The organism is Pleionea sp. CnH1-48 (genome assembly GCF_024124665.1).
Classification (GTDB): Bacteria; Pseudomonadota; Gammaproteobacteria; order Enterobacterales; family Kangiellaceae; genus JAMXSB01.
In genome coordinates this window covers 249,474-276,084 of record NZ_JAMXSB010000008.1, presented here as the reverse complement: position 1 = coordinate 276,084, position 26,611 = coordinate 249,474, and the positions used below count along the sequence as shown (strand labels likewise).

The 26,611-nt window shown below is 42.1% G+C and carries 24 protein-coding genes; 20 read left to right on the top strand and 4 right to left on the bottom strand.

Translation table 11 applies throughout. The features are described 5' to 3' along the window. Positions 1-106 precede the first annotated feature (106 nt). From rpsP to NH399_RS14530, 5 genes are all read left to right on the top strand, one after another. Complete coding sequence (gene rpsP / locus NH399_RS14550) at positions 107-361, top strand: 30S ribosomal protein S16 (protein ID WP_253041287.1); 255 nt, start codon at positions 107-109, stop codon at positions 359-361. 23 nt (positions 362-384) lie between these two features. Further along, entirely contained in the window at positions 385-912 is a 528-nt protein-coding gene (rimM, locus tag NH399_RS14545) for a ribosome maturation factor RimM (RefSeq protein ID WP_253041286.1), read from the top strand. A gap of 21 nt (positions 913-933) precedes the next feature. After that, positions 934-1,671 (top strand): tRNA (guanosine(37)-N1)-methyltransferase TrmD, encoded by a 738-nt coding sequence (gene trmD, locus NH399_RS14540; RefSeq protein ID WP_253041285.1) that lies wholly within the window; start codon positions 934-936, stop codon positions 1,669-1,671. Positions 1,672-1,729: 58 nt separating this feature from the next. Then, positions 1,730-2,080 (top strand): 50S ribosomal protein L19, encoded by a 351-nt coding sequence (rplS, locus tag NH399_RS14535; protein WP_253041284.1) that lies wholly within the window; start codon positions 1,730-1,732, stop codon positions 2,078-2,080. Between the two features lie 134 nt (positions 2,081-2,214). Then, complete coding sequence (locus NH399_RS14530; RefSeq protein WP_253041282.1) at positions 2,215-2,778, top strand: hypothetical protein; 564 nt, start codon at positions 2,215-2,217, stop codon at positions 2,776-2,778. Positions 2,779-2,846: 68 nt separating this feature from the next. On the opposite strand, the gene NH399_RS14525 is transcribed toward NH399_RS14530, so the two are convergent. Further along, positions 2,847-3,677 carry a response regulator gene (locus NH399_RS14525; RefSeq protein WP_253041280.1) on the bottom strand — a complete coding sequence of 277 codons (831 nt, stop codon included), beginning with the start codon at positions 3,675-3,677 and terminating at the stop codon, positions 2,847-2,849. A 596-nt stretch (positions 3,678-4,273) separates the two neighbouring features. Between NH399_RS14525 and NH399_RS14520 the strand changes: the two genes are divergently transcribed. From NH399_RS14520 to NH399_RS14510, 3 genes are all read left to right on the top strand, one after another. Beyond that, a complete protein-coding gene (locus NH399_RS14520; protein WP_253041278.1) occupies positions 4,274-4,750 on the top strand; it encodes a methylated-DNA--[protein]-cysteine S-methyltransferase in 477 nt (158 codons plus the stop codon). After that, entirely contained in the window at positions 4,741-5,625 is an 885-nt protein-coding gene (gene xerD, locus NH399_RS14515) for a site-specific tyrosine recombinase XerD (protein ID WP_253041276.1), read from the top strand. The genes NH399_RS14520 and xerD overlap by 10 nt, the downstream gene beginning before the upstream one ends. Positions 5,626-5,710: 85 nt before the next feature. Beyond that, complete coding sequence (locus NH399_RS14510) at positions 5,711-6,562, top strand: thioredoxin fold domain-containing protein (RefSeq protein WP_253041274.1); 852 nt, start codon at positions 5,711-5,713, stop codon at positions 6,560-6,562. Positions 6,563-6,573: 11 nt separating this feature from the next. Here the strand turns inward: NH399_RS14510 and NH399_RS14505 are convergent, their stop codons facing one another. Further along, on the bottom strand, positions 6,574-6,945 hold the full coding sequence (locus tag NH399_RS14505) for an Mth938-like domain-containing protein (RefSeq protein WP_253041271.1): 372 nt from the start codon (positions 6,943-6,945) through the stop codon (positions 6,574-6,576). Positions 6,946-7,427: 482 nt separating this feature from the next. On the opposite strand from NH399_RS14505, the gene NH399_RS14500 reads away from it, so the two are divergent. Beyond that, on the top strand, positions 7,428-8,273 hold the full coding sequence (locus NH399_RS14500; protein ID WP_253041269.1) for a hypothetical protein: 846 nt from the start codon (positions 7,428-7,430) through the stop codon (positions 8,271-8,273). After that, entirely contained in the window at positions 8,170-10,035 is a 1,866-nt protein-coding gene (gene recJ, locus NH399_RS14495) for a single-stranded-DNA-specific exonuclease RecJ (RefSeq protein WP_253041267.1), read from the top strand. The genes NH399_RS14500 and recJ overlap by 104 nt, the downstream gene beginning before the upstream one ends. A gap of 69 nt (positions 10,036-10,104) precedes the next feature. On the opposite strand, the gene NH399_RS14490 is transcribed toward recJ, so the two are convergent. Both NH399_RS14490 and NH399_RS14485 read right to left on the bottom strand, forming a co-directional pair. Next, entirely contained in the window at positions 10,105-10,449 is a 345-nt protein-coding gene (locus NH399_RS14490) for a hypothetical protein (protein ID WP_253041265.1), read from the bottom strand. 518 nt (positions 10,450-10,967) lie between these two features. Next, positions 10,968-11,408 carry a hypothetical protein gene (locus NH399_RS14485; RefSeq protein ID WP_253041263.1) on the bottom strand — a complete coding sequence of 147 codons (441 nt, stop codon included), beginning with the start codon at positions 11,406-11,408 and terminating at the stop codon, positions 10,968-10,970. Positions 11,409-11,512: 104 nt separating this feature from the next. On the opposite strand from NH399_RS14485, the gene prfB reads away from it, so the two are divergent. The 10 genes from prfB (at position 11,513) to NH399_RS14435 (ending at position 26,564) form a co-directional block, all read left to right on the top strand. Beyond that, positions 11,513-12,611 (top strand): peptide chain release factor 2 gene (prfB, locus tag NH399_RS14480; RefSeq protein ID WP_253041261.1). Its coding sequence is split into 2 segments (ribosomal slippage): positions 11,513-11,587 and positions 11,589-12,611, totalling 1,098 coding nucleotides; the frame shifts between segments, so codons are not numbered across the junction. A 59-nt stretch (positions 12,612-12,670) separates the two neighbouring features. Continuing rightward, positions 12,671-14,224 carry a lysine--tRNA ligase gene (gene lysS, locus NH399_RS14475; protein WP_253041259.1) on the top strand — a complete coding sequence of 518 codons (1,554 nt, stop codon included), beginning with the start codon at positions 12,671-12,673 and terminating at the stop codon, positions 14,222-14,224. A gap of 73 nt (positions 14,225-14,297) precedes the next feature. Further along, positions 14,298-14,693, top strand: a complete 396-nt coding sequence (locus tag NH399_RS14470) for a hypothetical protein (protein WP_253041257.1) — start codon at positions 14,298-14,300, stop codon at positions 14,691-14,693. Continuing rightward, positions 14,686-15,441, top strand: a complete 756-nt coding sequence (locus NH399_RS14465; RefSeq protein ID WP_253041255.1) for a CPBP family intramembrane glutamic endopeptidase — start codon at positions 14,686-14,688, stop codon at positions 15,439-15,441. Before NH399_RS14470 ends, NH399_RS14465 begins: the two co-directional genes overlap by 8 nt. A gap of 132 nt (positions 15,442-15,573) precedes the next feature. Further along, on the top strand, positions 15,574-17,433 hold the full coding sequence (locus NH399_RS14460; protein ID WP_253041253.1) for an HD domain-containing phosphohydrolase: 1,860 nt from the start codon (positions 15,574-15,576) through the stop codon (positions 17,431-17,433). Between the two features lie 168 nt (positions 17,434-17,601). Continuing rightward, positions 17,602-19,473, top strand: a complete 1,872-nt coding sequence (locus NH399_RS14455; RefSeq protein ID WP_253041251.1) for a CHASE2 domain-containing protein — start codon at positions 17,602-17,604, stop codon at positions 19,471-19,473. Continuing rightward, the gene (locus NH399_RS14450; RefSeq protein WP_253041249.1) at positions 19,470-19,973 is read left to right on the top strand and encodes a hypothetical protein; all 504 of its coding nucleotides are present in this window, start codon (positions 19,470-19,472) and stop codon (positions 19,971-19,973) included. The genes NH399_RS14455 and NH399_RS14450 overlap by 4 nt, the downstream gene beginning before the upstream one ends. Then, a complete protein-coding gene (locus NH399_RS14445) occupies positions 19,970-20,830 on the top strand; it encodes a M48 family metalloprotease (RefSeq protein WP_253041247.1) in 861 nt (286 codons plus the stop codon). The genes NH399_RS14450 and NH399_RS14445 overlap by 4 nt, the downstream gene beginning before the upstream one ends. 457 nt (positions 20,831-21,287) lie before the next feature. Then, positions 21,288-22,337, top strand: coding sequence for an HD domain-containing phosphohydrolase (locus NH399_RS25940; RefSeq protein WP_253041244.1), 1,050 nt, complete (start codon positions 21,288-21,290; stop codon positions 22,335-22,337). A 114-nt stretch (positions 22,338-22,451) separates the two neighbouring features. Further along, on the top strand, positions 22,452-26,564 hold the full coding sequence (locus tag NH399_RS14435) for a transporter substrate-binding domain-containing protein (protein WP_253041242.1): 4,113 nt from the start codon (positions 22,452-22,454) through the stop codon (positions 26,562-26,564). Positions 26,565-26,611 lie beyond the last annotated feature (47 nt).

Sequence of the window (26,611 nt, the reverse complement as noted above, 5' to 3'; positions counted from 1 at the left end):
CGCTAAAATGCGCGTCCTTTGTTTTTAGGGCCATTTTTGCGCCTGTAAGAAAGAATTTAACTCTTGCCTCTTTGGGCAAGCAAATATTGTAAGAGGAGTAGCGACGATGATCGCCATTCGTTTGGCTCGCGGTGGTTCTAAAAAGCGACCATTTTATCAAGTAGTAGTAGCTGACAAAAAAAGCAAGCGTGACGGTCGTTTCATCGAGCGTTTAGGTTTCTTCAACCCTGTTGCTAAAGGTCAGGAAGAATCATTACGTCTAGATATCGAGCGTATTGAATACTGGGTAGGTCAAGGCGCACAGCCAACTGACCGTGTTGCTCAGTTACTTAAGACTTTCCGTAAGCAAGCTGCCGCTTAATTTAGTCTGGTTTATTGCTTACTATGGCCGAAGAAATTGTCAAACTGGGCAAAATTACTTCGGCTTTTGGCGTTAAAGGCTGGGTAAAAATTTTTTCTTATTCAGAACCGCGCCTAAACATCTTGAACTACTCGTCTTGGTTGTTAAAGCAGGATGGGCAATGGAGGACGGTTAAAGTCCTCAACGGGCGTCAGCAGGGCAAGACCATTGCGGCGCAGCTGGAAGGGGTGAGTGATCGTAATCTGGCAGAAGGTTTGTCGGGTGTGACTATCGGTGTTTACGAAAGTCAGCTTCCAGAGTTACAAGATGATGAGTTTTACTGGCGTGATCTTGAAGGCATGTCAGTGATCAATCAAGAGGGTGTTCAGTTCGGCACCGTTACTCACTTGATTGAAACAGGCTCAAATGACGTATTAGTCATTAAAGAGACATCAGAGCAGGCAACGGGGAAAGATCGAAAAGAACGAATGGTTCCTTTTATCCCCGACGTGATTGTTCATGTTAATGCTAAAGAAAGGCAAATCGCTGTAGAGTGGGATGCCGATTTTTAACTTGAGTGAAGGGAGTGCGTTGTGCATTTTGCACTGGTAACGCTGTTTCCTGAGATGTTTCAGGCTATCACCGAGTATGGGGTGACTGGTCGAGCGATTCGCCGCGGTTTGGTTGATGTGAGTTTTGTGAATCCACGAGACTTCACACAAGATAAGCATCGAACCGTTGATGACCGACCTTATGGTGGTGGACCTGGTATGTTGATGCTGGCTGAGCCTTTATCTAAGGCCATACAAGCCGCTAAGTCTCAAGTTGGTAATGATGCTCATGTTGTTTATCTCTCGCCTCAAGGGCGACCCGCTTCACAGCAGGTCATTGAAGAGTTAAAACAGCGCCAAAATCTGGTTTTTGTAGCTGGTCGATATGAAGGTGTCGATGAGCGAGTGATTCAACGAGAAGTTGACGAAGAAGTATCACTGGCCGATTTTGTCTTAAGTGGTGGTGAAATTGCTGCCATGGCTTTGATGGATGGTATCATTCGATTAGAGCCAGATGTGTTGGGTCATAAAGATTCAGCCGTAGAAGATTCGTTTGCAGAGGGTTTGTTAGACCATCCGCATTATACTCGCCCCGAAGTATTCGAAGGCGAGTCAGTACCGGAAGTGTTGATGAGTGGTAATCACGAGTTAATACGCCGGTGGCGCTTAAAGCAGTCACTCGGACGAACCTGGTTAAGGCGTCCCGACATGCTCAGCCAGTTGGAGTTAACCGAAGAGCAACAACGTTTGCTTGATGAATTCCAACGAGAACAGAATTAAGGGTATTTTGTAATACCTATTGTTTTTTTAATTTTCAATTTGTTATCAGGAGTGGGCCATGAGCAAGATCATCGCTGAACTGGAAAAAGAACAAATGAGCAAAGAGAGCCCTACTTTTGGTGCGGGTGACACTTTGGTTATTCAGGTTAAAGTAAAAGACGGCGACCGTGAGCGTCTTCAAGCATTTGAAGGTGTTGTAATTGCTAAGCGTAACCGTGGATTGAATTCTTCATTCACCGTTCGTAAAATTTCTTCAGGTGTTGGTGTTGAGCGTGCTTTCCAAACTTATAGCCCTCTGATCGACAGCATCACAGTTAAGCGTCGTGGTGATGTTAACAAAGCGAAATTGTATTACTTGCGTGAGCGTTCTGGTAAGTCAGCGCGTATCAAAGAGAAGTTAGACAAGTAATATAAACCGTTCAGGTTTAAAAAAAGCGTCATTATGACGCTTTTTTTTTGCTTCAAAATCCATCATTGCTTTATTATAAAAATGAGTTAAAACATTTTTATTAAAAAATAAAAAACGATATACGGACTAAAAATATGCGGATTTTATTATTGTTTGTGGGATTATTAATGCTGACAGCATGTACCACACGCCAAGTCGGCGGTACTTATGTTGGCTCTACCGAGCAGCGTCTGGTTACTTACAGTATCGATAAGTTAGTGGCTCAATTACCAGCCGAAGATTTTGCTGGTTTAGCCGGAAAGAAAGTTTTGTTACGCAGCCACTTTATCGTTGCTAACCAAACTCTCAGTTACGCAGATCAAATGATCAAGCTTGACTTGGCTCGTCGCTTTCAGATCGACTTCGTTGAGCAAAAAGAAGATGCAGAGAGTGAAGTTGATGTATTCTTTACCTCTTTAGGTACTGATAATGACACTTATGGGTTGTCTATTCCTATTGTGAATCTTTCGGATACATCACAAGCTAGCCGAATTGATATATTAGCTGTAGATATGTATCACGGGATTTCTGAATGTTTATATTACATTAAGGATGCGGATACCCAAGAAGTGACTCGAAAAGGTAAGATCCTGGCAAGAGTGAGAACCGATAAATTTGCCACGCCTATCTTTAGCTTTCCGATCTCTAACATCGATTAGGTTTTTGGTCGTTTCAAAATCTGATAGTAAGGGTAAGGCTCGTTGTTCATACGCTTAGAGCAATGGGCCTAATTAAATTGCCCGACATATTCCGAAATAAGCGCTCGTTTCTCTGCATCTTCATCCATAAAGATCACTTTAGTTTGTATGAATTCACAATCAGCCTGATTGTTTGTCGCACTCATAGACTGAATAAAGCCGTTCATACGTAAAACTTTTTTCTCTTCACCCCGCGTAAATTCTAAATCCATTGATACCTGACTTAACAGTTCTGGCATGTAGTCTGAGTACTTAAAAACGCCCAACATACTGGTTAAGTCTAACTTTTTGAGAGCGCACTTTACTTCACCCTCAGAAGTTCGTAACGAAGCGACACCCTTAGGCAGCGGGCCTGAAGGTTTCTTCTTTGCCGGAGCTGGGGATGAAGGCTTGCTGCTTCCCGCAGTTAATACAGCCAAAGAGTCGCCGCCTCGTCCTGTCATAGGTTTTGCAACGGTTGCTGATTCGGGGACTTTCATACCGTGGCGTTTGAGCGCTTTATGAATTTTTTCCAGAAATTGCTTATTGTTAAAAGGCTTTACCAGATAATCGCTGACACCTGACTCAATCGCTTTGACCACAAACTCTTTGTCACCGCGACTGGTCACCATGATAAACGGTGTATTTTTAAAATTGTCTTGCTGACGTGTCCATACCAGTAATTCTTCGCCATTCATTCCTGGCATTTCCCAATCACAGAGAATCAAGTTGATAGGGTGGGTTTTTAAAAGGGTTTTACCTTGTTGGCCATTGCTGGCATCAAAAATTTTGGCTTGTGGGAAATTCTGTCGAATAAACTTTTTTACCAGGTCACGGATCATGGTGGCATCGTCAATAACCGCCACGTTCAAAGTTTGCATTATTTTGCTTCCCCAATTGATTGGTTTTGCTCAAAAAAACTCCAGTCGAAATTGGCTAACTGCATGATGTGAGATAGGTTTGGAGTTCAGTTGGCTATGCCATAGCACAATGTTTGCCTTTCTAATTAGTGTAGACGATATTAGCTGAAATCAGTAAATGTGCCGAAAAAGCAGGCGGAAGGAATAATGTGAGGAAAATAGGGCGTAAAAATAAAAAAAAGCCTGAATAATCAGGCTTATAAAAGCTTAGGTTTAGCACTAAGTCGTGCCAAAACGTAATAACCAAAGCAACACACAAGTTCGACCTAAAGCTCAGCAGAACACTAAGCCAGCACTAGGTTTCTCTAGTAACGGGACTAAGAATATCAATGTAAGCGGCCTCTAATATAGGTAATTAATTAACCAACTGATTGGTAATATTACACTCAATGCGTGTATTTGGGGCTTCATGCCAGAACGCAATCAGCGGGCTTCTCTCGTTGGAGGTGCTGACGAGATGAGTTCCAAATATGTTAGGATGACGTAACTTATTGAGTTTTAGACATATTGCAATGCAAAAGCCTGTTGTCTTCGTTGGATCATTGTAGAGGAGCGTTATGATTGCCACCTTTGTTTGCAACACTCCTATTGGAGCGTTGGGGTTTGTTGTAGAGGATGATTCAATTACTAAAGTTGAGTTTAACTTTGAGGGTGAAGTACTGGACAAAACCAGTGCTCTAAGAAAAGAAACTGAGAATCAGATTCAGGCCTATTTTGATGGACGTTTAAATCACTTTGATTTGCCTTATACGTTAGCGGGTACCGAGTACCAACAGCGAGTGTGGCAAGCGCTCACTCAAATACCTTTGGGCAGTGTTATGACTTATGGTGCGCTTTCAGATCAATTGCAGTCATCAGCTCGGGCAATTGGCGGTGCCTGCCGACGCAATCCTGTACCCGTGATTGTGCCTTGTCATCGTATTGTCAGTGCTTCGGGTATCGGTGGGTTTGCTGGGCAGACAAGCGGCATACTTATCGAAAACAAACAGTGGTTGTTAAACTGGGAAGCGCAGCTGGTAGCCACATGCAGTTAATTGAGCGTTTTTTAGATCACTTATGGATGGAACAGGGACTGAGTGATAATACATTGAGTAGCTATCGAAGCGATTTGGTTAAGTTTGCTCAATGGTTAGAAAAAAGCAGCTCTTCTGATTTATTGAAGGCGTCGTCCGCCGATATTCAAAGATACCTGCAACGGCGTTATCAAAAGGGATTTAGCCCACGTTCCACCGCTCGCTACTTATCCACGGTAAGGCGGTTTTATCAGTTTTATGTGCAAGAAAACCAGCTCGATGAAGATCCCACGCTCATGATCGAGTCACCCAAGCTGGAACGTCCTTTACCTAAAGTGTTGAGTGAATCAGAGACTGAGCTTTTACTCAACAGTCCTGATGCCGAAACCATTATGGGGTGTCGAGACCTTGCAATGCTTGAGCTCATGTACAGTAGTGGATTACGGGTCTCTGAGCTGGTTAACTTAGAGATGAGCCAAATGAGCCTGCGGCAGGGGGTTGTGCGTATCATTGGTAAGGGTGATAAAGAAAGATTGGTTCCAATTGGTGAGCAGGCGCTTGAAGCAGTTGAGCGTTATTTATCGGCATCTCGTCCTGATTTTTTACCAGAGCAAGGAAGCGATGTGGTATTTTTGAGTTCACGTGGAAAGAAGATGACTCGCCAAACCTTTTGGCATCGGGTGAAACACTATGCCCAATTATCAGGGATTTCGACCTCATTGTCTCCGCACACCTTGCGTCACGCATTTGCAACGCATTTGCTGAATAATGGAGCCGATTTGAGAACCTTGCAGTTGCTGCTAGGCCACTCTGATTTATCGACCACGCAAATCTATACCCATATAGCCAAAGAAAGACTAAAAAATTTGCATCAGCAGCATCACCCAAGAGGGTAAAATTGCAGCGTAATTACCAAAAGAATATGTTAGTCTTGGCTTACTATGTAGAACGCATAAATATAGCAATTAGAGTTGTTAAAACATGAAGATATCACAGTTAACAAAATACATTGGGCTAAGTGCTGGCGCTTGCCTGATGGTTGCCTGCAGTGAGGCGACAAATGATGTGGCAAAGGCTGACATCAAACAGGCCAGCGTAGAAAAATCTCAACCTGCTCCAGCAACCTCTACGGATACCGGAGTTTCCGCAAAAGTAGATGCTGAGATTCGTCAGGCTATCACGACCCACCTAGGGCCTGCTCCTATCTCCAAGATAATGCCAAGCAACATGCCTGGTTTTTATGTGGTTGCAGTTCAGAGTCAGCTGATTTACATCAGTGACGACTATAAATACTTATTCCCAGGTCCTCTTCTGGCCGTTGAAGAAGGCAAGTTAGTGAATTTGTCTCGTGCTACTCAAGCCCAAATTGAAAAAGAGCGAGAGCCTGAGCGTGCTAAGCTTCTTGCTGGCGTTGAAGAATCCAACATGGTGGTGTTTAAAGCACCAGAAGAAAAATACGTCGTCAATATCTTTACCGATGTTGATTGCCCTTACTGCCGTAAATTACACCAAGAAATGGACGGCTATTTGAGTCGTGGTATTACCGTGCGTTACTTAGCATTCCCGCGCGCAGGTGTTGGCTCTTCTGCATACAATAAGCTGGTTTCTATCTGGTGTGCGGACGACAAAGCCAGTGCCATGGACGATGCTAAATTGAGCAATAAGTTTGATCCTAAAGAGTGTACCAATCCGGTATCTGATCAATATCACTTGACGCGTCAGCTTGGTCTTACTGGAACACCTGCGATCATTTCGGAAGATGGTTTTCTGATTAGCGGTTTTCTTGAGCCTGAAAAATTATTGAATGCGTTAGAGCAAAATAAGCAGGGATAATTTTACCTGCTTCAGTTCGGAAAAAGCAGAGCAACCACTTTACGTTGCTCTGCTGCTAATATGGCAAAAGTGCGGCATGCGGCTGCTGTTGTCATCGTATCTATAGCCAGCTGATATTGAGCGCAAAAAGGCTCAAGGCTCATCGGCAATAACTGTTGCTTACTACCCGTCCCGGCTAATATCACATCGGGTTCAAGCGCGACGACCTTCTCTAAGCTTTTCGCATCAAGTTGCAAAAATGTCTCTGTTAACCAGTCTGTATAGACAGCGTTTGGGGTCACCACAAGCGGTTGCTGGTAAGTTCTGTCATTGATGTGTAAGCACCCATCTTCAAAACGTTTAATATGGACACTGTGATCACCACTGTCTTGTTGGATCAACATGATTGTTTCCCCCTGAATCCGTTAAGCCAAATATTAAATTCATAGCGCCTGAAGTTGAGCCTCTCGGAGAGAATAAAAGACTTTTGGAGCATCGTCGACCTTATATCTAAAGTATTTTTAAATTGTAGGCAAGGGGAGCACTTGAGCTTAGGCGCATTAAAGGATTAGACCAAGTGCGTACTGCCAACTCCCATGTCGTTTGAAAGATGGCATGGTCTCCCAATGTCTTGAAAGACGACCCTGTATTGCAGCTAACTTGCTGCTACCAAAGGCTATTCTATTAAAAGTATTAGAGGTTGCTCTGATGGACAGAGCCATTATCTGGATTTTGAACCGCTTTATTTTCGACAAAACGAATGATAAGACGTAAGCTATTGAGAGGGACTCATCGTTAGTGTAACTGTAGAGAAAACACCGGATTGCTTGTGTCTTTCATTCTTGTTGGAGCAAAAGGGCTGAAAGCCGGAAGTCGTTAAAACGTTATGAATTACATCATTCGCCATTTGGAATTATTGTTAACAACCGAGGTTGAAGCTGCCAGTAGTTGGCAGCGATTGTTACGCTCATTTCGTGCTATTAAGTCGGTACCTGAGTCAAATTATGATTTAGAGCTGATCGATGAGTATTTTAATCATCTAACGGGCGTTTCTGGCAAACGTTGGTATCGATTAAATTTAATTCAGCAGGTACCCGATCATGCGGGAATTTTGGTGAGCACTGGCCTTAACAGCTATCTCTCAATAGAACAAAATCAATACCTGTTGGAAGCGCTTAATGATTATTACTCTGAGCAAGGCATTCATTTTTATCAGCAGGATCATGACTGGTTTATTGCTTTGCCCGCAGAGAGAAAATTAACCGCTCTAAGTTTTCATGAAATCAGAGGTAGAAACCTGCTGCATGTCTTGCCAGAAGGAAAAGACAGAGTGTGGTGGCATGCTCTGATAACCGAAATGCAGATGTTTTTGAGTCAACAAAATATACAGACTCAACGTTTCTTTAAAGTCAATGGGGTATGGATTGAGAACATCGAGTTTCCTTGTGATCTGGTGCAAACACAAATCAAAGAAACTGATGCCAGCTGGCTGCAAAATATACAGTCCGAGCAAAGCTCATTGTCAGACAACCGACCTGCGGTTTACCTTGAGCATGGATATCAATATTATTGTGATGGTCAGTACGAACGATTGAATGATTGGCTGCTGCAAAAGCAAGCGTTAATCAATGAGTCCATCGCTGAATACCCTGTTGTTCAGGTGTCTGGTGAACATCAATGTTGGTCGTTGTCATCATGGCGACGATATTTTTATCAGTGGTTTAAAGCCTGATTACAAAAGCCATAATGGCTCAATCAATTACAAAGCTATGTTTTATAAAAAAATCAAAAGACGTCCTTCTTATTCTTCCGACTCACTTAATTCGCTTCCACCACTATTGGCCAGGCTTTATGGCAGTCGTGGTGTGGAGAATGTGGAAGAAGTTGATACTGCATTAACTCACTTACTTGATTATCGTAAGTTGAGCCACATAAACGAGGCCGCCGAGGCGGTTGTTGCGATGATTAAGCAACAGCAAAAAGTCATTGTGGTGGGGGACTTTGATGCTGATGGAGCAACCAGTACTGCCTTATTAATGAGAGCTTTGCCTGCTTTGGGTCTTACCTCTCTGAATTATATTGTCCCCAATCGTTTTGAATATGGGTATGGACTATCGGTAGAAATCGTTGAAGAGATCGCAAAAGATGCTCCCGATTGGATCATCACCGTTGATAATGGCATTTGTAATCATGATGGTGTAGCTCGTGCGAAAGAGCTAGGAATTCAAGTGTTGATTACCGACCACCATTTGCCGGCGGAGACTTTGCCTGAGGCAGATATCATTGTGAATCCTAATTTGCAGGGCGATGACTTTGCCAGCAAGTCTTTAGCCGGTGTTGGTGTTGCGTTTTACTTGCTCATTGCCGTGCGTGCGAGTTTACGTGAGCAAGGCTACTTTGATACACATAAAGTAGCAGAGCCAAATTTGGCGAGTTGGCTCGATATCGTCGCCCTTGGTACCGTGGCTGATGTTGTTCCGTTGGATGCTAATAATCGACGCTTAGTCGCTCAGGGTTTGCAAAGGATCCGTCGTGGCCAATGCTGCCCTGGCATTTTGGCTTTGTTAGAAACCGCTAAGCGCAAGCATGAACGGACTGTGGCAACGGATTTAGGATTTGCGGTTGGTCCAAGATTGAATGCTGCCGGGCGTTTAGAAGACATGTCGGTGGGTATTGAGTGTCTTATTACAGACTCAATGGATAAAGCTCGACAATTAGCTTTTGAACTCGATGGCCTTAATCAATATCGCCGAGAAATTGAAGTGGAGATGGTTGATGAAGCGATGGGGGATATTTCTCGTGAGTTAGAACTTGCTGAAAACGAACGCCCATTCTCCCTGTGTTTATATAATGAAGACTGGCACCAAGGTGTTGTTGGGCTCGTTGCTTCTCGTATTAAAGACAAACTGAATCGTCCAGTCATTGTATTTGCTAAAGAGTCCGAAACGCGCCTTAAGGGATCGGGGCGCAGTGTCAGTGGTGTTCATCTTAGAGATGTTCTTGCTAATGTTGCAGCGAAATCTCCTCACCTTTTAACCAAGTTTGGCGGTCATGCAATGGCGGCGGGTTTAAGTATTTCTATTGAACATTTAAATGATTTTCGAAGTGCCTTTGATGCTGAAGTAAAAAGCTGGTTAGGCGAAAAAATGTTTGATGAGCATATTGTGACTGATGGCCGTTTGGAGACACAAGAGTTGACCCTTGATACGGCATTGTTGCTTCGTCAGGCTGGACCTTGGGGGCAATCGTTTCCTGAGCCTTTATTTGATGGTGAGTTCTCTGTTGTTCATCAACGTATTGTTGGACAAAAACATTTGAAACTGGTTTTACAAACAGAACAAAAAGAAAATTTAGACGCTATTTATTTTAATCCGCCAGAACATCATTTAGCACAGTCTTTTGAGCGTGTTGAGCTGGTTTATAAATTAGATGTTAATGAATATATGGGCAATCAGTCTGTACAGATGATTGTTGAGCAATTAGAAGAAAAATAAAAAAAGGGGTCAGGTTAAAGTATTGGGAACATGCCTGACCCAAGTCTCTCGTATCCAGGGATGAGAAAATTAGTAGCCGTAAAGATCTGCGCCTTTTACGCCAAGACTTCTAAACATTTCAATTTGGTTGGGCGATAAACGAATCACAGAGCCTTTGTAAGGACGGCGCATGAAGAACTCTGCGTTAGTTCCGTGGCTTCTGTAGTTACTGTATCGGTTAGAACGATCTTCTCTGCATTGATCATGAGTCGGCTCAAAGCCTAATTTTTTTTCGTAAGCTTTTAAGTAATTAGTGTCGAGTTGTGTTTTTTCTACTCGCTTTAGATCACAATACTCACTAACACTGTATGTGGTATCTCCTGCTAATGCACTACCTGATAACAATGCGATTGCTAATGCTGAAACAACTTTCATTGTATTACTCCTTCAAGTGTAAAAGACAGACTGGAAAAGTCTTTTTAGTGTTATTAAAACTTAGACAGAAGACAAAAACGTTAAGGCTTCATGTCGCGTTGAGTTTTAGTATGGAGGAATATTCTCAATTTGTAATTTGACAAATGTAAATAAAAGTTTGTCGAAGTTTTTTCTGAAAAAGAATGTTACTTCCAGTCATGTTTTGAAACTTATAGCGAAGAAGTGCGTCAGATTTGTTACAAGTTTGGAAGGATTTCTATTGAGTTTATTTATTAAAAACTGATTTTTATTCTGAGTCGAGTTATAGATTCAATCTTTTAAACAAGCGTAAAAAAATGTTTCTTGATGACTCTTCGGTAAGATGAAAGAAAGATACGATGAAAGTGATGAGTTGGCAAGTTTTTCTTTAATGAAGATTTAAATTCAATATTCTTCCAATGAAAAAGCCAACCTATTTAAGATAAATATGTCGAAAGCGACAATCGATACAGTCGTAAAAGGATTTCTATGAGTTATTTTTACGAAGGTTTGTCAGCAACTTCTTGTGATAGGGGCTTGATCAATTCTCCACATAGATCGGAGTCACCTTCCCATTGAAGATCTAGAACCTGCTTTTTATTTTGATTTAATATGGCGCGGCGAACACAAGTGTCTTCGCTGCTATTAATAGGAAGTGTTACTCCCAGGCCACCAAACCAACCTCGACCACTGGTTGATGTGCCGAGCGAAAAGGAAGTTGTGTGCTGGTTATCAATGTTATGCCACTCTACATAAAATCGATTGTCCAGTTCGTATTGTTTGGTTGGCACTCCCCACAGTTGGAGCAACTTAGCAAACTCGAAGGTTTTATACTCAGCCAAGCGCTGATCGACTTCTTGCGGAGAAAAAGAGGCACACCCTGTGAGCACTACTAAAGCAAGTAGTGAAAGTGATTTGTTATAACTTCTAATCAGGACCATGAGAATTGTCCTCCTTTTATGTCGAGAAGATCTGTCGTTATCAGGCTCCATTTTGTACAATAGCGCCTTTTGGCCATAAAGAACAGCCATAGATAAGGGTAGTTATGTTAGAAGTAAACATGATTCGTGAGAAAATCAAAGACTTAGCGTCACGCAGCAGTGCGCTTAGGGGGTACCTTTGACTTCGAAACCAAAAGCGAACGCTTAGTCGAGGTTGAAAAAGAATTAGAGCAGCCTGAGGTTTGGAACGAGCCTGATAAAGCACAGGCCTTGGGTAAAGAGCGGGCCTCACTAGAAATCGTGGTGAATACGTTACAGAACTTGTTTTCGGGCGTTGATGACTGCAGTGAGCTGTTGGATATGGCCGTCGAAGAGAACGACGAGGACAGTGTTCAGGATGTCGAAGACGAGTTGGCTCGGTTAGAAAAAGAGCTAGAGGTATTAGAGTTTAGACGGATGTTTTCGGGCGATATGGACGCAAACAACTGTTATGTGGACATTCAGGCCGGATCCGGTGGTACCGAAGCACAAGACTGGGCAGACATGTTGTTACGCATGTACCTGCGTTGGTGCGAAAGCCATGGCTTTAAGGCTGAGATTACTGAGAAGTCACACGGTGAGGTAGCGGGCATCAAGAGTGCAACGATTCTGGTTCAGGGTGAATATGCCTATGGCTGGTTGCGTACTGAGTCTGGTGTTCATCGATTAGTGCGTAAGTCGCCTTTTGATTCAGGTAATCGACGCCATACATCCTTTGCATCGGTGTTTGCCTTCCCAGAAGTGAATGACGATATTGATATTGAAATCAATCCGGCAGACTTGAGAATTGATACCTATCGCGCCAGTGGCGCTGGTGGTCAGCACGTTAACAGAACCGACTCTGCTGTCAGGATCACACACTTACCCACTAATACGGTGGTTCAGTGTCAGAATGACCGCTCACAACACAAGAATAAAGCGCAAGCGATGAATCAGCTAAAAGCGAAGTTGTATGAGCTGGAATTGCAGAAACAAAACGAAGAAAAGCAAGCAATGGAAGACGGCAAATCTGACATTGGTTGGGGCAGTCAGATCCGATCTTATGTTTTGGATGATGCCCGTATTAAAGACTTGCGAACCGGGGTTGAAAACCGCAATACCCAAGCGGTATTGGATGGTGCCCTCGATCCATTTATTGAGGCGAGTCTAAAAGCTGGACTGTAAACATTATGTGCCGCAGGTCGCTACTGCGGAAACCAAGTTTGAACTTAGAGACAAAAACAATGACAGACAATCAATCACCAGAAAACAGCGCATTAGAAGAAAACAAACTTATTGCTGAGCGTCGAACCAAATTAGAAAACATTCGTAAAGAATGCTCTGCAAATGGACATCCTAACCAGTTTGATCGCGAACATTATGCTGGCGATCTGCAACAGGAATTTGGTGAGAAATCAAAAGAAGAGATCCTTGAGCTTAATAAAATCGTCAGTCTTGCTGGACGTGTGATGGCTAAGCGTGGTCCATTTTTGGTATTGCAGGATATGAGCGGACGTATTCAGGCTTATGCGAATAAAGATGTTCAAAAAGATATTAAAGCGCGCTGGGGTGAATTGGACCTGGGCGATATTGTTGGTGTTAAAGGACAATTGAAGTTATCTGGCAAGGGTGACCTTTTCGTTAATATGGAAGAGTACCAGTTATTGACGAAATCTCTGCGTCCTCTGCCTGACAAACACTCTGGCTTGAAAGATCAAGAAATTCGCTATCGTCAACGTTATATCGATTTGATCACCAGCGAAGAAACACGACGTGACTTTTTGATTCGCTCTCAGGTTGTCGATGGTATTCGACGTTATTTAAGCGAGCGTCGCTTTATGGAAGTTGAAACGCCTATGCTGCAGGTGATTCCTGGTGGCGCGACAGCTCGTCCGTTCGTGACTCATCATAACGCGCTAGATATTGATATGTATTTGCGTATTGCACCAGAGCTTTATTTGAAACGTCTGGTTGTTGGTGGCTTTGAGCGTGTGTTCGAAATCAATCGTAACTTCCGAAATGAAGGTTTATCGACCCGCCATAACCCAGAGTTTACCATGCTGGAGTTTTATCAGGCTTATGCTGATTATAAAGATCTGATGAACCTGACCGAAGATATGTTACGTACTCTTGCTCAAGATATCTTAGGTACAACCATCATCAAGAACACAGTAAAAGACGAAGAAGGTAATGTTCTGGAAGAAGTTGAGTATGACTTTGGTAAGCCGTTCGAGCGTTTATCCATGGTTGATGCGGTATTAAAATATAACCCTGATTTTGATGCTGCTGTATTCGCTGATCCCGAAAACAACATCGAGCATATCCGTGCCTATGCAAAACAGGTTGGTGTTAAAGAACCCGAAGATGTTAATGTCTGGGGGCCTGGTAAATACATCACCGAAATTTTTGAAGAGACTGCTGAGCACAAGCTTATCCAGCCTACTTTTATTACTGAGTACCCGTGGGAAGTTTCTCCGCTGGCAAGACGTAATGACGAAAACACATTTATTACCGATCGTTTTGAGTTCTTTGTCGGAGGCCGTGAGCTGGCTAACGGATTCTCTGAGCTTAATGATGCTGAAGATCAGGCGGCACGTTTCCGTAAGCAGGTAGAAGAAAAAGATGCCGGTGATGATGAAGCCATGCACTTCGATGAAGATTACGTTACTGCATTAGAATTCGGCTTGCCGCCAACGGCAGGTGAAGGTATCGGTATCGATCGTCTTGTTATGTTGTTTACTGATTCGCCGACGATCAAAGATGTTATCTTGTTCCCACACATGAAGCCGCAAGGTTAAGCTCTATGATAAAGCGCTCTTTTTCTAGAGCGCTCGTCACTGCTTTTTAGTAATTTTCAGGAGTCTTCTGTCGATGAAATACGTGTTGTGGATCAATACGCTGCTAATAGCGATAGGTATCTATTCACTCTACTCTGCATTTTCTCAGGGCGTTGGTTTTAACATTACTTTGCTGATTGAACAGCTAACGGTAGCAGGTTTGATCTTGGTACAGATAATGTTGTGGCTAAGAGTTAAAGCCTTGTTGGGTTTTGCTCAAGTTCTAATTTATGCTCTGGCATTGGCTCAAGGATTGGGGCTTTTTATGCAAGGGGGAAGCTTATTAACACTGGCTGGTGTGGGATTGATTCTGTTTACCTTTTTAAAAATCTTTTATTTCATTGGTTTGCGAGGCTTCTTGCGTTCAGAAAAAACGATGAAGCTTTTTGGCATTGATATTCCTGCTGAATCTCGTGCCAACAATGAATAATTGGCTCTCGCGGAGCATTAAGCCTCAAGAGCCTGTGCACCATGCTTTACTTTCTCGATGTCAGATTGGCGTCGGGTTTGTCATTTCTTTTGCTGTTCTTTCCTTTTACAATCTACTGCAAACGGCTGTGGTCGTGCTTTATTCTCAATGGCTTGGTGGTGGCGTCAGTCTTGGTGGGTTTGATGGTAATCTACTAACGCTTGTTATTGGTGTATCCACACCTATTGCTTTATTGGTTATTTGGCAGGTGAGTCGCTTACAGATATATGAGGCGCCTGTTCATTTTGGCTGGTGCCGATTTTCATTGGCTCGCCTTATGTTCTGGCTAGTGGTATTGGCTGGGTTTATCTTATCCTATCCGTATATAGCACAATGGTTTGACCAGCCAGCCGTCAATGATTTTGTGATACAAGTAGTATCATCTTCCAACTATCTGGCGTTGACTGCACTAGCGGTTGTACTTCTGGCACCTGTTTTCGAAGAAGTGTTTTTTCGGGGATATTTAATTTCTGTTTGGCAGCAAACCTCACTAGGAGCGTGGGGAAGTATCCTGCTAACTTCACTCATATGGTCTTTGATCCATTTTCAGTACGACGTGTTCGAAATATCCGTTATTTTTGTTTTTGGTTTGATACTGGGTATGGCCCGCATCCATAGCGGCTCAATATGGGTTCCACTGATTATGCACTGTGTGTTTAATGGCGTCACTTTGGTGTTGGTGATGTCGCATCTTAATCAAGGTAATTGAACGACTGCTTTATTTAGCCAATCAGCGTCAATAATCCGACGCTTTCATTATAGAGATAAGCACCCAAAGATTTTTGAGCTGTTAACACTTGTGGCTTACACTTAAGTTATCTTCACCGCCGAGGAAGACTGTGTGAGCAAATCATTAGTGATTTTGGCAAATGACCAAAGCCTGCTTCAGCCATTATCTGAGATAGCTTCGACTCAGGCTGAGTTGCTTGTGGTAAGCAGCGAATCACTGCTGGATTATCAAGAGTTTGCTTTACTCCTATGGCAGTTTTCGGAAGGAGATGACCATCAGCTGCCACCGCTGGCCGATGGCTACTGTGGATTGGTTGTGGCCTCTCATTATTGCGAAGGCGTTGATTTAGTTCTTACCCCTAAAATGCCTCCTTTGCAGTGGCAAACAATATGGCAGACTGCCATTAAGTTTTGGCAGGCTTACCAACAGCGCAGTGTTCTGGAACAGGAAGTCGCAGAGCATATTGATCAAAAACATGAGATCGCCCAGATTGGCATTGCATTGTCAGCACAAAAAGAGCTGGCACAATTGTTGGACCTCATCTTGACCGAGGGACGTAAACTGGCTCACTGTGAGGCAGCATCCCTTTATCTGATAGAGACTCTGGAAGATGGGCAACGACAGCTTCGGTTTAAGTTGTTTCAAAACGAAAAGCTTGCTCTTGAAGTCCAAGAAAAATCATTTCCTCTCAATTGTTCATCGATTGCTGGCTACGTTGCCACGACCGGAGAAATTCTAAATATTCCAGATGTTTACCAGCTTAATGATTCGGCACCTTATCAGTTTGATGCCAGTTTTGACTGTGAGCATGGTTATCGCACACGAGAGGTGATTGCGATTCCGATGTTGAATCATAATCAACAGATCATTGGTGTGCTGCAGTTTCTCAACAGAAAGTCAGAAGAGCTACAGGGGCTACCTTTTGATGAAGCCGCTTGTGAAGTGTTAATGGCCCTAGCAAGTCAGTCGGCCGTTTCTATTGATAACAGTCGTCTGTTAGAAAATATTCGAGAACTGTTTGAAGGTTTTGTTTCTGCTGCGGTAACGGCCATTGAAGCTCGAGATCCGGTTACCAGTGGGCATTCGTTTCGGGTGGCTGAGTATACCTGCTTGTTGGCTGAACATTTGCCTCATGTGCAAAAAGAGCTGGAGTGTTCCATCTTAAGTGTTGATCAAATGCGTGAACTTCGTTATGCCGCATTACTTCATGACTTTGGTAAAGTGGGTGTTAGCGAAAGAGTGTTACAAAAGTCAAAGAAGCTCGAACCTTCACAGCTAGAATTGATTGAACTAAGAGGCGATTTTTTAAAAGAAAAGTGGGAGCGAGAATTTTATCAGGAAGCACTAAGACAGCGAGAAACTTCATCGGATCAGAATTATCAATCATGGTATACCCACCACTATTCTCTACTGGATGAGCAATTAAAGCAGCTGTCTTTTTATCAGAGCTTGATTCGTCATACCAACGAACCTTCTGTATTACATAAAAATCATCGTGAGCAGCTAGAGCAGTTGTCGACGTTTTTAGACGAACAACAAAAAAAGAAAGAAAGCCTGTTGCTATCGGATCAAGAGCTGCTTTCATTGTCTGTAACCAAAGGCAGCTTAACCACTGAAGAACGAGATGAGATTCAGTCTCATGTTAATCATACCTTCGAGTTTTTGCAGAAAATTCCATGGACTCCAGATTTAGCTGGCATTCCTGAGATTGCCATTGGACACCACGAGAAGTTAGATGGTAGTGGCTATCCTTTTGGATTGAAAGCCGAACAGATACCCGTACAAACGCGCATTATGACCATCGCCGATATATATGATGCGTTAACGGCCAGAGACAGGCCCTACAAACCCGCTGTACCTAACGAGCGAGCATTGAATATTCTCAATATGGAAGCCTCAGACGGTAAGTTAGATTCGCATCTGGTCAAACTTTTTATCGACGCCAGGATATACGAAAAAGTCAGGGAATAGAGAGCAGCTGCCCTTAATTTAACGATAAAAGCGGTATTTTTCTTTGAGATTGCTAGACTGATTAAAGGGTGTTTGAGAAATTCGCGTTTAAGGCTTTGAAAGGGGAGGAGCCAATAGCCGCGGTTATTATTTAGCATTAGTTTCCAATCAATGGCGTCAGGGATATCAATGTCAAAGAAACGTGCTTTTATTATTGCTATCAGTGCTGGCTTACTGAGTGTGTTATTACAGCTGTCACCGCTGGCAATTCGCTTGGATTATACCGTCATGGACAATGGGTTACGTTGGAGTGCTATACGCCAGAAGCCGTTAGATGATGTTGTTATTGTGCATATCGACGATGTTAGCCTGGCGAATATGGGGGTGGGTAAGTGGCCATGGCCACGTAGTGTGCACGCCAGTCTTATTGAGGGGCTTGCAGACTATCAGCCCAAGGCTATTGTCTTTGATATTATTCTATCGGATCAGGATATTTATCGAATAGATTCTGACGCCTATTTTTATGAAGTGGTTTCTCAATACCCTAATATTTATTTTGCCGGAGTCGAACTCAATGATAATGCGCACATGCGACAGTTTTCGTTATCGGATTATGCTGAGGTATTAAGCTTAACGAAAAACAGTCAAACAGCGGCAGAAGCGACGGCTACGTTGGCTTTACCCTGGGTGGTTATTCCTGAAGCTCAACAAACTTATTCATGGATAAAACCGCCGGAAAAGTGGAACGTCGGCAGTATTAACTTTACTCCAGACATAGATAAAGTTGGGCGCAGCTATCAGCTTCACCGAGATTTGCACGGGTGGCAATGGTTATCGTTACCAGCATTGGTTGCAAGTAACTTGGGAGCGCAGTTACCGCAGCAATCAACGATTCGATTACAGTGGCTGGGGCGTCAGCGTATTCCTTTTGCTAATGTTAGCTATGTTCACCTTTTTAATGACGTTCATCAGCCTTATTCTGAGACGACCGAGTCTTTAGTGAAAAATAAAATCATTGTTATTGGTGCGACTGCCGCAGGTTTGCATGACTTACGAGCAACGCCGATGAGTAAGAACTATCCCGGAACTTCTATATTAGCAACAGCTATCGATAACTTAATGTCTGATCGATACTTAAAAGAGTTGCCGAGGGACTGGACTCTTTATGGTGCCTTTGTTTTGGTTTTTATGTTGACTTATAGCGCTCTCAACGCAACTCATTATCGTCAGTTAGTGACTCGGCAGTGGCCTGTTCTGATCTTGATATCTATTTCGGCTGTGTGTTTAAGTTTATGGTTGTTAACTCAAAGCTACATTCTTTACGTTGGTTTTTTATTATTGAATCTTTGGTGTTGGTGGGTTGCTCTTACTTTATGGCAGGGCTTTTTAGAATATTCCAGAAGGCGCAAAACCGTCAATTTGTTTAGTCGCTTTATGGACCCAAGAGTTGTTCATCAATTAATGGGAAAAAACGAACTAGAGTTGTCGACACAAACACGGTCGTGTCAGATAACGGTTTTGTTTTCTGATATTCGAGGGTTTACCTCGTTATCAGAAAAACGCCAGCCTCAAGAAGTGGTTAGCTTACTGAATGATTACTTTTCTTTGCAGGTAGACACTCTGTTTCAGTTTGGCGGCACTTTGGATAAGTTTATTGGTGATGCTGTGATGGCATTTTGGGGGGCTCCCATTGATGACGATAAACAAGCCGATAATGCTATTAAGGCGGCTGAAAAAATGGTTGAAAACTTATTAACATTTCGTAAGCAGTTGCCAGAAGATTTGCAGGAGTTTGACATTGGTATTGGGCTTCATACCGGCGAAGCAGTGGTCGGTATGATTGGAGCAGAAAAACGTTACGACTATACGGCGATTGGAGACAGTGTGAATCTGGCTAGCCGTATAGAAGGTTTAACTAAGAATAGAGCTCGAATTTTAATATCGGAACAAACGTTACAAGCATGTTCTCAATCGCTTGAAGTTGTAAAAGAAGGCGACTTTCAAGTAAAGGGGCGCGAAGAAGCGGTTACTTTGTATCGATTAGCAGGAGATACACTATGAAGAGATATTCTTATTTGGCTGTAACTATCCTCATATCCAGCTCAGTAAGTTGGGCGAGTGACAAAGGATCTATGATTAAGCCGACTGAGTTAAAAACGATGCCGAAATCTCAGGCAAAAGTTATTCGAGTGCTGAAAAAAGACCAGTCGGTCGTCGTCAAAAAACGACAGGGTGGTTGGTATTTTGTTGATACATCAACCAATCAAGGCTGGGTTAAGATGTTTTTCGTGCGCTTTGAAAATCTATCAAAGCAGCGCGGACGTATTGGCTTAAGCTCGGTTCTAAAAAGCACTCAGTCAGCACACAGTGATATCACTATGACAACTGGGGTTAGGGGCCTCTCTGAAGAAAGTTTAAAAAATGCCAAGCCAAACTTTGTTCAACTCGCCGAGCTAACGCGAAATAGAAGTTCGAAGAAAACGGCAACGGAATTTGCTCGTCAAGGTAAGCTAAAAGCGCGAAAGCAACAATACGTGACCAATAAGGAGCAAGAAAAATGAAAAAGTTATTCATTTTATGTTTGAGCCTTATCTTGGTTGGATGCAGCGGCTTGGTTATTCAAGGGATCAACGTCGGGCGTGTCGCTGATATTGGCAAAAAAGTATTAACTTCTGGTGACGTTTCTTACGAAGAAGAACAAAATATTGGTGCACAAATGACTGCGGTTATTTTAGGCGGCGCATCTTTGCATAAGAATGAGTCAGTGCAACAGTATGTGAATCGAGTTGGGCGTTGGGTTGCTCTGCAATCGGAGCGCCCTGATATTTTTTGGCAATTTGGCGTCGTTGATTCTCCTTCTATTAATGCGTTTGCAATGCCGGGTGGTTATATATTGGTGACGACTGAGTTATTACAGACACTCAGTTCTGAAGCCGAGCTAGCGGCGGTACTGGCTCACGAAATTGCTCATATTAATGAACGTCATCATTTGGTGGCTATGGAAAAGAGCAATCAATTGTCGCTAGTGGGCGATGTTGCCATGTTAGCAGGCGATGTTTATCAAGCTAAAAATCCCGGTTCCGCCAATAGTGATTTTTATAAAAATAGAGCTATCGCTAAGCAGCTCATTAACACTACTCACAATCTTTATACCAAAGGGTTGAGTAAAGATGATGAGTACAAGGCCGATGCGAGTGCTGTGGTTCTTTTGGTTCGCGCGGGTTACGATCCTTATGCATTAGTTAGTGTGTTGCAGAAACTGGATCAGCTGAACCCTGATGACAGCGCGTTGCAAATGTTATTCAACTCGCACCCCAAGCCCGTGGAACGATTAGATGCCGTGTCTCATATCTATGATGGTTTAAATGAGGAGACGGGGCTATCTTTGCCTCAACGGTTTTACGATATTGTTATGTGAGGTAACGCAAAGCCAACTGCCTGATTGAGGATGAGAAGTCATTTAGATGATTTGGAGCTATTGCTCTAGTTACAACTGAGACTGATAAATAAAGAACAACGGGCTCTCGTGAAAACTGATATCGAAACATCGCCTAAATGACGTTCGTTGACTATATTTTTTAGAACATATTCTAATTAATAGAAAGTTTTTTATCTCAAAGAGGATTAAGAAAAGAGAAGAAACTAAAAACTCAATATGAGAATGGTGGTGCTTGTTGTGAGCTTTGTGCATAACACTTTGTTATATCGTCGTTCCGTAGTACTAGAGCAGAAAATTCTAAATAAGCACGCTTATTATGTTTTTAAGCGAGGCTTTTTATGTTATTAAATAGCTTAAAATAATTAGTCTATACTTAGCGTTGCTGAGCTAAAGTTTGGATTTTAAAGAAGAAATCGCTATTTTAGGGGCTTAAAACGTGTTTAATGTTGAAACAAAAGTTCTTATTGTTGATGACGTATCTGAAAATATTCAGGTAGCGATGAATATTTTAAAGGAAGAAAGCTACACCTTTTCGTTTGCGACGGACGGTCAGCAAGCTATTGATTTATGTAATAACGAAGCCTTTGATTTAATTCTTCTAGATATCATGATGCCAGTTGTTAATGGATTTGATGCCTGTCGTGAAATCAAAAAAAGCCGTTATTGCGCAGATGTTCCGATTATTTTTTTAACGGCGAAAGTGGATGTTGACTCAGTCACCAAAGGCTTTGATATTGGTGGGGTGGACTATCTAACCAAACCTTTTCACTCCAATGAATTGCTGGCTCGGGTTAAAACTCATGTTGAGCTATATCAAACAAAAAAGTTATTGCGGCAACACAACATAGAGTTGGGTAATAAGGCACAATTAGAAAAATCTCGCCTGATTAAAGAGATAGAAGAAAATCAGCGCGAAATGATCTATGTCTTAATGGAAATGATGGAGTCTACGTCGGATGAAACTGGAAAGCATATAAAGAGAGTGGCAGAGTATTCTCGCTTGCTGGCTCATTATACTGAGTTTTTATCGGGCGAAGATGAGGTTCTTATTTATCATGCCGCACCGATGCACGATATTGGAAAAATTGCTATTCCAAGAGAGATATTACACAAACCATCGCGTTTAACCGACGATGAGTTTGAGATAATGAAGCAGCATACGCTTAAAGCGAGAGACATTCTTAAGAGCTCCAACCGAAAGTTTTTAAAAGCGGCATCGATTATCGCCATGCAGCATCATGAAAAGTGGGATGGAACAGGTTATCCATTCGGACTTAAAGGTGATGAAATTCATATTTTTGGACGCATTGTGGCTCTTGCTGATGTGTTTGATGCGCTCGTCCATAAGCGATGTTATAAAGAAAAATGGCCCCTTGATGAGGCTGTTGAGTACATCAAAAATAACACTGGAACTCAGTTTGACCCTCAGTTGGTTGATATTTTTATGGAGCATCTGGATGAGTTCGTCACCATTGCAAAAATATAGCCTATGACTTGCCGTTTTCAATCACTCTTCTTTATCATTCTACTTTTTCTTTCTTCATTGGTACTTGCGGAATCCGAAGATAAAATTAAGTTAAGTCCAGCTGAAGAGTTATGGATGAAGAATAACCCAGAAGTTAAAATTGCGGGAGCTGACTTTTGGGAACCTTTTGAGTTTAAGAACGATAGTGGTGAGTACAGCGGGTTTATTGCTGATTATATAGATTTGTTGGCTGAGACCACTGGCCTTAACTTCGTTGTAGATATTCATACCTGGAGTGAGTCTTTTAATCGTACGATCAATAAGAGAGCTCACTTATTACCGGGTGTTTATCCATCAAAAGAGCGAGAAGCTTTTTTTCTTTTCTCGAATACCTATGCAAGCTCTCTGGACTATTTTTTTACTCGAAAAGATGTGAGGTTTTCGTCAAACATCGACTTTGCAGGGAAAAGGCTTGCCCTCGTAAAAGACTATTTAGTGGAAGATGAAATAAGAAAGCAATATCCCGAGCTATCCATTGTCTTGGTTAATTCCATAGATGAAGCCATCACCATGCTTCTCGAATATAAAGTTGAGCTGATCTTTGATTCTTATGCTGTGATTCAATACAAACTGGATAAGAATCAGATTACAAATTTTGTTCCTTTTCAATCGATCGAAGGAGCGAGAATATTTGATTTGAAGATGGCAACGACAAAAAATAACCCCGAGCTGATGTCAATAATTAATAAAGGAATGGCTCTGATTTCTCCTGTCGATATAGAAGCTCTCAAGAACAAGTGGGGATTATCGACTCAATCAAAGTTCAGACCTCGGCAAGAAGATCGAGGTTTTTCCCTTACTCCAGAAGAAATAAAGTGGATTAAGGAACATCCTACTATTAGAGTCGCTTCTGATTTGCTATGGATTCCATTCGATTTTGTGAATGCAAATGGTGAGCATGTTGGTTTGTCTCATGATGTAATGAACAAAGTATCAGAGATAACGGGACTTAAGTTCGAATATCACTCAGCACTATGGAAAACCTCATTAGATAAAGTTAAAAATAAGAAACTAGACTTATTACCTGCAGTTTATAAAAACCCTGAGAGAGATAAGTATTTATTATTCTCAAAGCCCTATTTTAGCTCTCTCCACCATTTTTATGTTCGAAACGACTTGCGCATTAACACTTTGGCTGATTTGTCTGGTCTTACTATTGCTCTGGTACAAAACTCGGCAATGGAACAAGACATCAGAAAACATGTAAAAGGCCTTAACTATATTTATGTCGACTCAGTGCAAGAGGCACTTTCTAGCGTTGATCGTCGAGATGCTGACGTGACTTTTGAATCTCATGCGGTTGCAAGCTTTTTGATTAAACAAATGAACTTACACCGAATAGAAAGGTTTAAGCCGCTTCCTGGAAGCGTTATTAACGACTTAAGGATTGGGGTTAGAACTGATTACGACGATCTTGTTAGTATCATTAATAAAGCGCTGGATGCCATCTTGGAAACCGAGCGAGAGGAGATTTATCAGAAGTGGGGCATCAGCCGGCAAATAACTGATAGCTCAAAGTTAATTTTAACCGATGAAGAAACGAGATGGTTAAGGAATAACCCTGTCGTAACCATGGTCGGTGATCCTGACTGGATGCCTTATGAGTCTTTTGAGGAAGATGACAACTATGTAGGTGTGGTTCCAGATATTTTAAAACTTGTTGAAACTCGGCTTGGTATTAAGTTTCGCGTGTTGCCCACATCAAGCTGGGATGAATCTGTTGAGTTATTCAACAGTAAAAATGTTGTCATGATTTCGGCTTCCATAGAGCACGATACTTTCCCAGAAGCTATCTTTACTGAGTCCTATATCAGTGCACCTTTCGTTATTGTAATGAAAGAAAACGACGACTATGTAGAAGAGCTGTCGGATATCATGGACCGAAAAATTACCTTGATAGGTGGTTATTCAAGTTCTAATGAAATTGTTCGTCGCTTTCCAGGAAAAGAATTTCAGTTTGTCCCTGATACATTTGAAGGCTTGAAGTCCGTCAACGGTGGAAAATCAGATGCCTTTGTTGCCATTCTTGCCCAGGCAAATTACGAAATAACCGAAAATGGTTATGATAGTTTACGTGTTGTCGGACAAACAAAGCACACCATGAGACTAGGGTTTGGTGTTAATAAAGAAAATGCCATATTGGCATCTATTCTTAACAAGGCATTAAAAACTATTCCTACTTCTCAGAAAAAGAGCATCTTGTCCCGTTGGGGACAGCAGGATGTTGTAGTGACGACTGATTATAAGTTGATAGCTAAAATCAGCCTGTTAAGCCTTATTGTATTATTAGCTATTTCTTACTGGAATGGCCGACTCAGGAATGAAGTAAGCCTGAGAGCTAAAACTGAGCGTTATTTAAAGCAAAGTGAACGAAATCTTATTTCTCTCATTGATAATATGCCGGTTATTGTTTTTGTTACTGAAAGACGTTCGAAAACTATTCTTATGGCGAATCCCACCGCTGTAGAAGAACTGACTCTGACCGTGGATGACTCTGGAAAAATAGAGAGCCAGCGCTTCTTTCAAATAAACGAAAATGAAGCATCGGTGATACAAGCTGTACAGGAGTTAAAGAAGTCTGGTCGAGTAAAGGAGCAAGTGGTTAGAGTCAATTCCCTATCTGGGACTTCTATTGACGGTATTCTCTCCATCTTACCTATTCAATTTTCTGGCGGTGATGCATTCTTAAACATGTTGATCAATCTTAATGATCGAATGGCAATGGAGCGTGATTTACAACAAGCAAAAGAAACTGCTGAATATGCGAATCGTGCTAAATCGGAGTTCTTGGCCAATATGAGCCACGAAATTCGAACACCTATGAATGCGATTATTGGCTTTACTGAACTATTGGATGAGCAAGTAAAAAATGACAAGCATCGAACATTTATTAAGACGATAAAGTCTGCGGGCAATTCGCTCTTAATGCTTATTAACGATATTCTGGACTTATCTAAAATTGAAGCTGGAAAGCTGGCCATAGAGCTTAAGCCAACAAATCCTTATGCTATTTTTGATGAGATAGCGAATGTGTTTGTTATGAGTGCACGTAAGAAAAATATAGATATCATTATGGATGTGGCACCGGATATTCCTGAGTCCTTGCTTATGGACTCAACAAGAATCAGACAAGTATTATTTAATCTGGTCGGAAATGCCGTTAAGTTTACAGACAGCGGTTTTGTAAAAATTCGTGCTGTTAGTGAAAATGAAGACAAAATAGAAAGCTCCGTAGACTTGCGTATCGAAGTCATTGATAGCGGTCGAGGCATTGAAGAGAGCGAACAGGAAAAGATCTTTGAGAGCTTTCAGCAGGCAGAAGGACAAAGTATTAAGAAGTACGGTGGAACGGGACTGGGTCTTAGTATTTCGAAACGGTTAACTGGATTGATGGGAGGTGATATTCACCTTACCAGTGAGCCAGGAAAAGGCGCTTGTTTTGCTATTGTTCTAAAGAAGGTAGGTGTCTCTAGCATGAAGGCAGAGGAGCCTCAACACGCTTCTAGTGATAAAAACAATCAAGTATTGTTTGATAGTGCTAAGGTCTTAATCGTTGATGATATAGAAAACAATCGCTTACTTTTGAAAGAAATTTTTGACGAAATTGGTCTGCAGTCTGAGCAGGCTGAAAACGGCAAGCTGGCTGTTGAGTCCTGCAAAGATAATCACTATGACTTAGTTATTATGGATATTAGAATGCCCGTTATGGATGGTTACATGGCGGCCGAAAATATCAAAGGGATCAATAAAGATATTCCTATCGTAGCCCTGACAGCTTCTGTTATTCGTGATGAATATGAATCGAAGCGCAGTCGCTTCTTTGATGGATATCTGAGGAAGCCAGTGTTACGGCAAGAACTTTTTGTCGAACTTCAACGTTTCTTGTCTTATCAAGAAAAAGAAGTACAAGAAACCAAGCGGGAAGAGTCTGATTTAAGTCACTGTGAAAACAGCGTGCTTAGTGAGCTTGGCTCACGTTTCTTGGAAGATTGCAAAGAGCTTAGAGCAACGAATAACTTATCTGGCATTGCACAGTTTGCTCAGAGTTTGCAAGAGTATGGCAAGGAAAACGATGATGCCGCTGTATTGGCCTACTCTAATCGTTTGGCAACGGCAGCTGATATTTTTGATATTGATGCTATTAAGCAGTTGATGGGGCAGTTCGAAATGGCCGTTTCGCAAAGCTAGGGCCTGATATAGATTCCTTATTGAGAGCTAAATAGTATCGAATAGTT

Excerpts from the sequence above, each read along its gene's own strand:
- NH399_RS14520 (WP_253041278.1), top strand. The coding sequence starts at position 4,274 with ATGATTGCCACCTTTGTTTGCAACACTCCTATTGGAGCGTTGGGGTTT.
- NH399_RS14510 (WP_253041274.1), top strand. The coding sequence starts at position 5,711 with ATGAAGATATCACAGTTAACAAAATACATTGGGCTAAGTGCTGGCGCT.
- xerD (WP_253041276.1), top strand. The coding sequence starts at position 4,741 with ATGCAGTTAATTGAGCGTTTTTTAGATCACTTATGGATGGAACAGGGA.
- lysS (WP_253041259.1), top strand. The coding sequence starts at position 12,671 with ATGACAGACAATCAATCACCAGAAAACAGCGCATTAGAAGAAAACAAA.
- NH399_RS14465 (WP_253041255.1), top strand. The coding sequence starts at position 14,686 with ATGAATAATTGGCTCTCGCGGAGCATTAAGCCTCAAGAGCCTGTGCAC.
- NH399_RS14500 (WP_253041269.1), top strand. The coding sequence starts at position 7,428 with ATGAATTACATCATTCGCCATTTGGAATTATTGTTAACAACCGAGGTT.
- NH399_RS14455 (WP_253041251.1), top strand. The coding sequence starts at position 17,602 with ATGTCAAAGAAACGTGCTTTTATTATTGCTATCAGTGCTGGCTTACTG.
- NH399_RS14445 (WP_253041247.1), top strand. The coding sequence starts at position 19,970 with ATGAAAAAGTTATTCATTTTATGTTTGAGCCTTATCTTGGTTGGATGC.
- NH399_RS14435 (WP_253041242.1), top strand. The coding sequence starts at position 22,452 with ATGAAGAATAACCCAGAAGTTAAAATTGCGGGAGCTGACTTTTGGGAA.
- NH399_RS14490 (WP_253041265.1), bottom strand. The coding sequence starts at position 10,449 with ATGAAAGTTGTTTCAGCATTAGCAATCGCATTGTTATCAGGTAGTGCA.
- NH399_RS14450 (WP_253041249.1), top strand. The coding sequence starts at position 19,470 with ATGAAGAGATATTCTTATTTGGCTGTAACTATCCTCATATCCAGCTCA.
- NH399_RS14470 (WP_253041257.1), top strand. The coding sequence starts at position 14,298 with ATGAAATACGTGTTGTGGATCAATACGCTGCTAATAGCGATAGGTATC.
- NH399_RS14530 (WP_253041282.1), top strand. The coding sequence starts at position 2,215 with ATGCGGATTTTATTATTGTTTGTGGGATTATTAATGCTGACAGCATGT.
- NH399_RS14505 (WP_253041271.1), bottom strand. The coding sequence starts at position 6,945 with ATGTTGATCCAACAAGACAGTGGTGATCACAGTGTCCATATTAAACGT.
- NH399_RS14485 (WP_253041263.1), bottom strand. The coding sequence starts at position 11,408 with ATGGTCCTGATTAGAAGTTATAACAAATCACTTTCACTACTTGCTTTA.
- NH399_RS14525 (WP_253041280.1), bottom strand. The coding sequence starts at position 3,677 with ATGCAAACTTTGAACGTGGCGGTTATTGACGATGCCACCATGATCCGT.
- rplS (WP_253041284.1), top strand. The coding sequence starts at position 1,730 with ATGAGCAAGATCATCGCTGAACTGGAAAAAGAACAAATGAGCAAAGAG.
- rpsP (WP_253041287.1), top strand. The coding sequence starts at position 107 with ATGATCGCCATTCGTTTGGCTCGCGGTGGTTCTAAAAAGCGACCATTT.
- recJ (WP_253041267.1), top strand. The coding sequence starts at position 8,170 with ATGAGTCCATCGCTGAATACCCTGTTGTTCAGGTGTCTGGTGAACATC.
- rimM (WP_253041286.1), top strand. The coding sequence starts at position 385 with ATGGCCGAAGAAATTGTCAAACTGGGCAAAATTACTTCGGCTTTTGGC.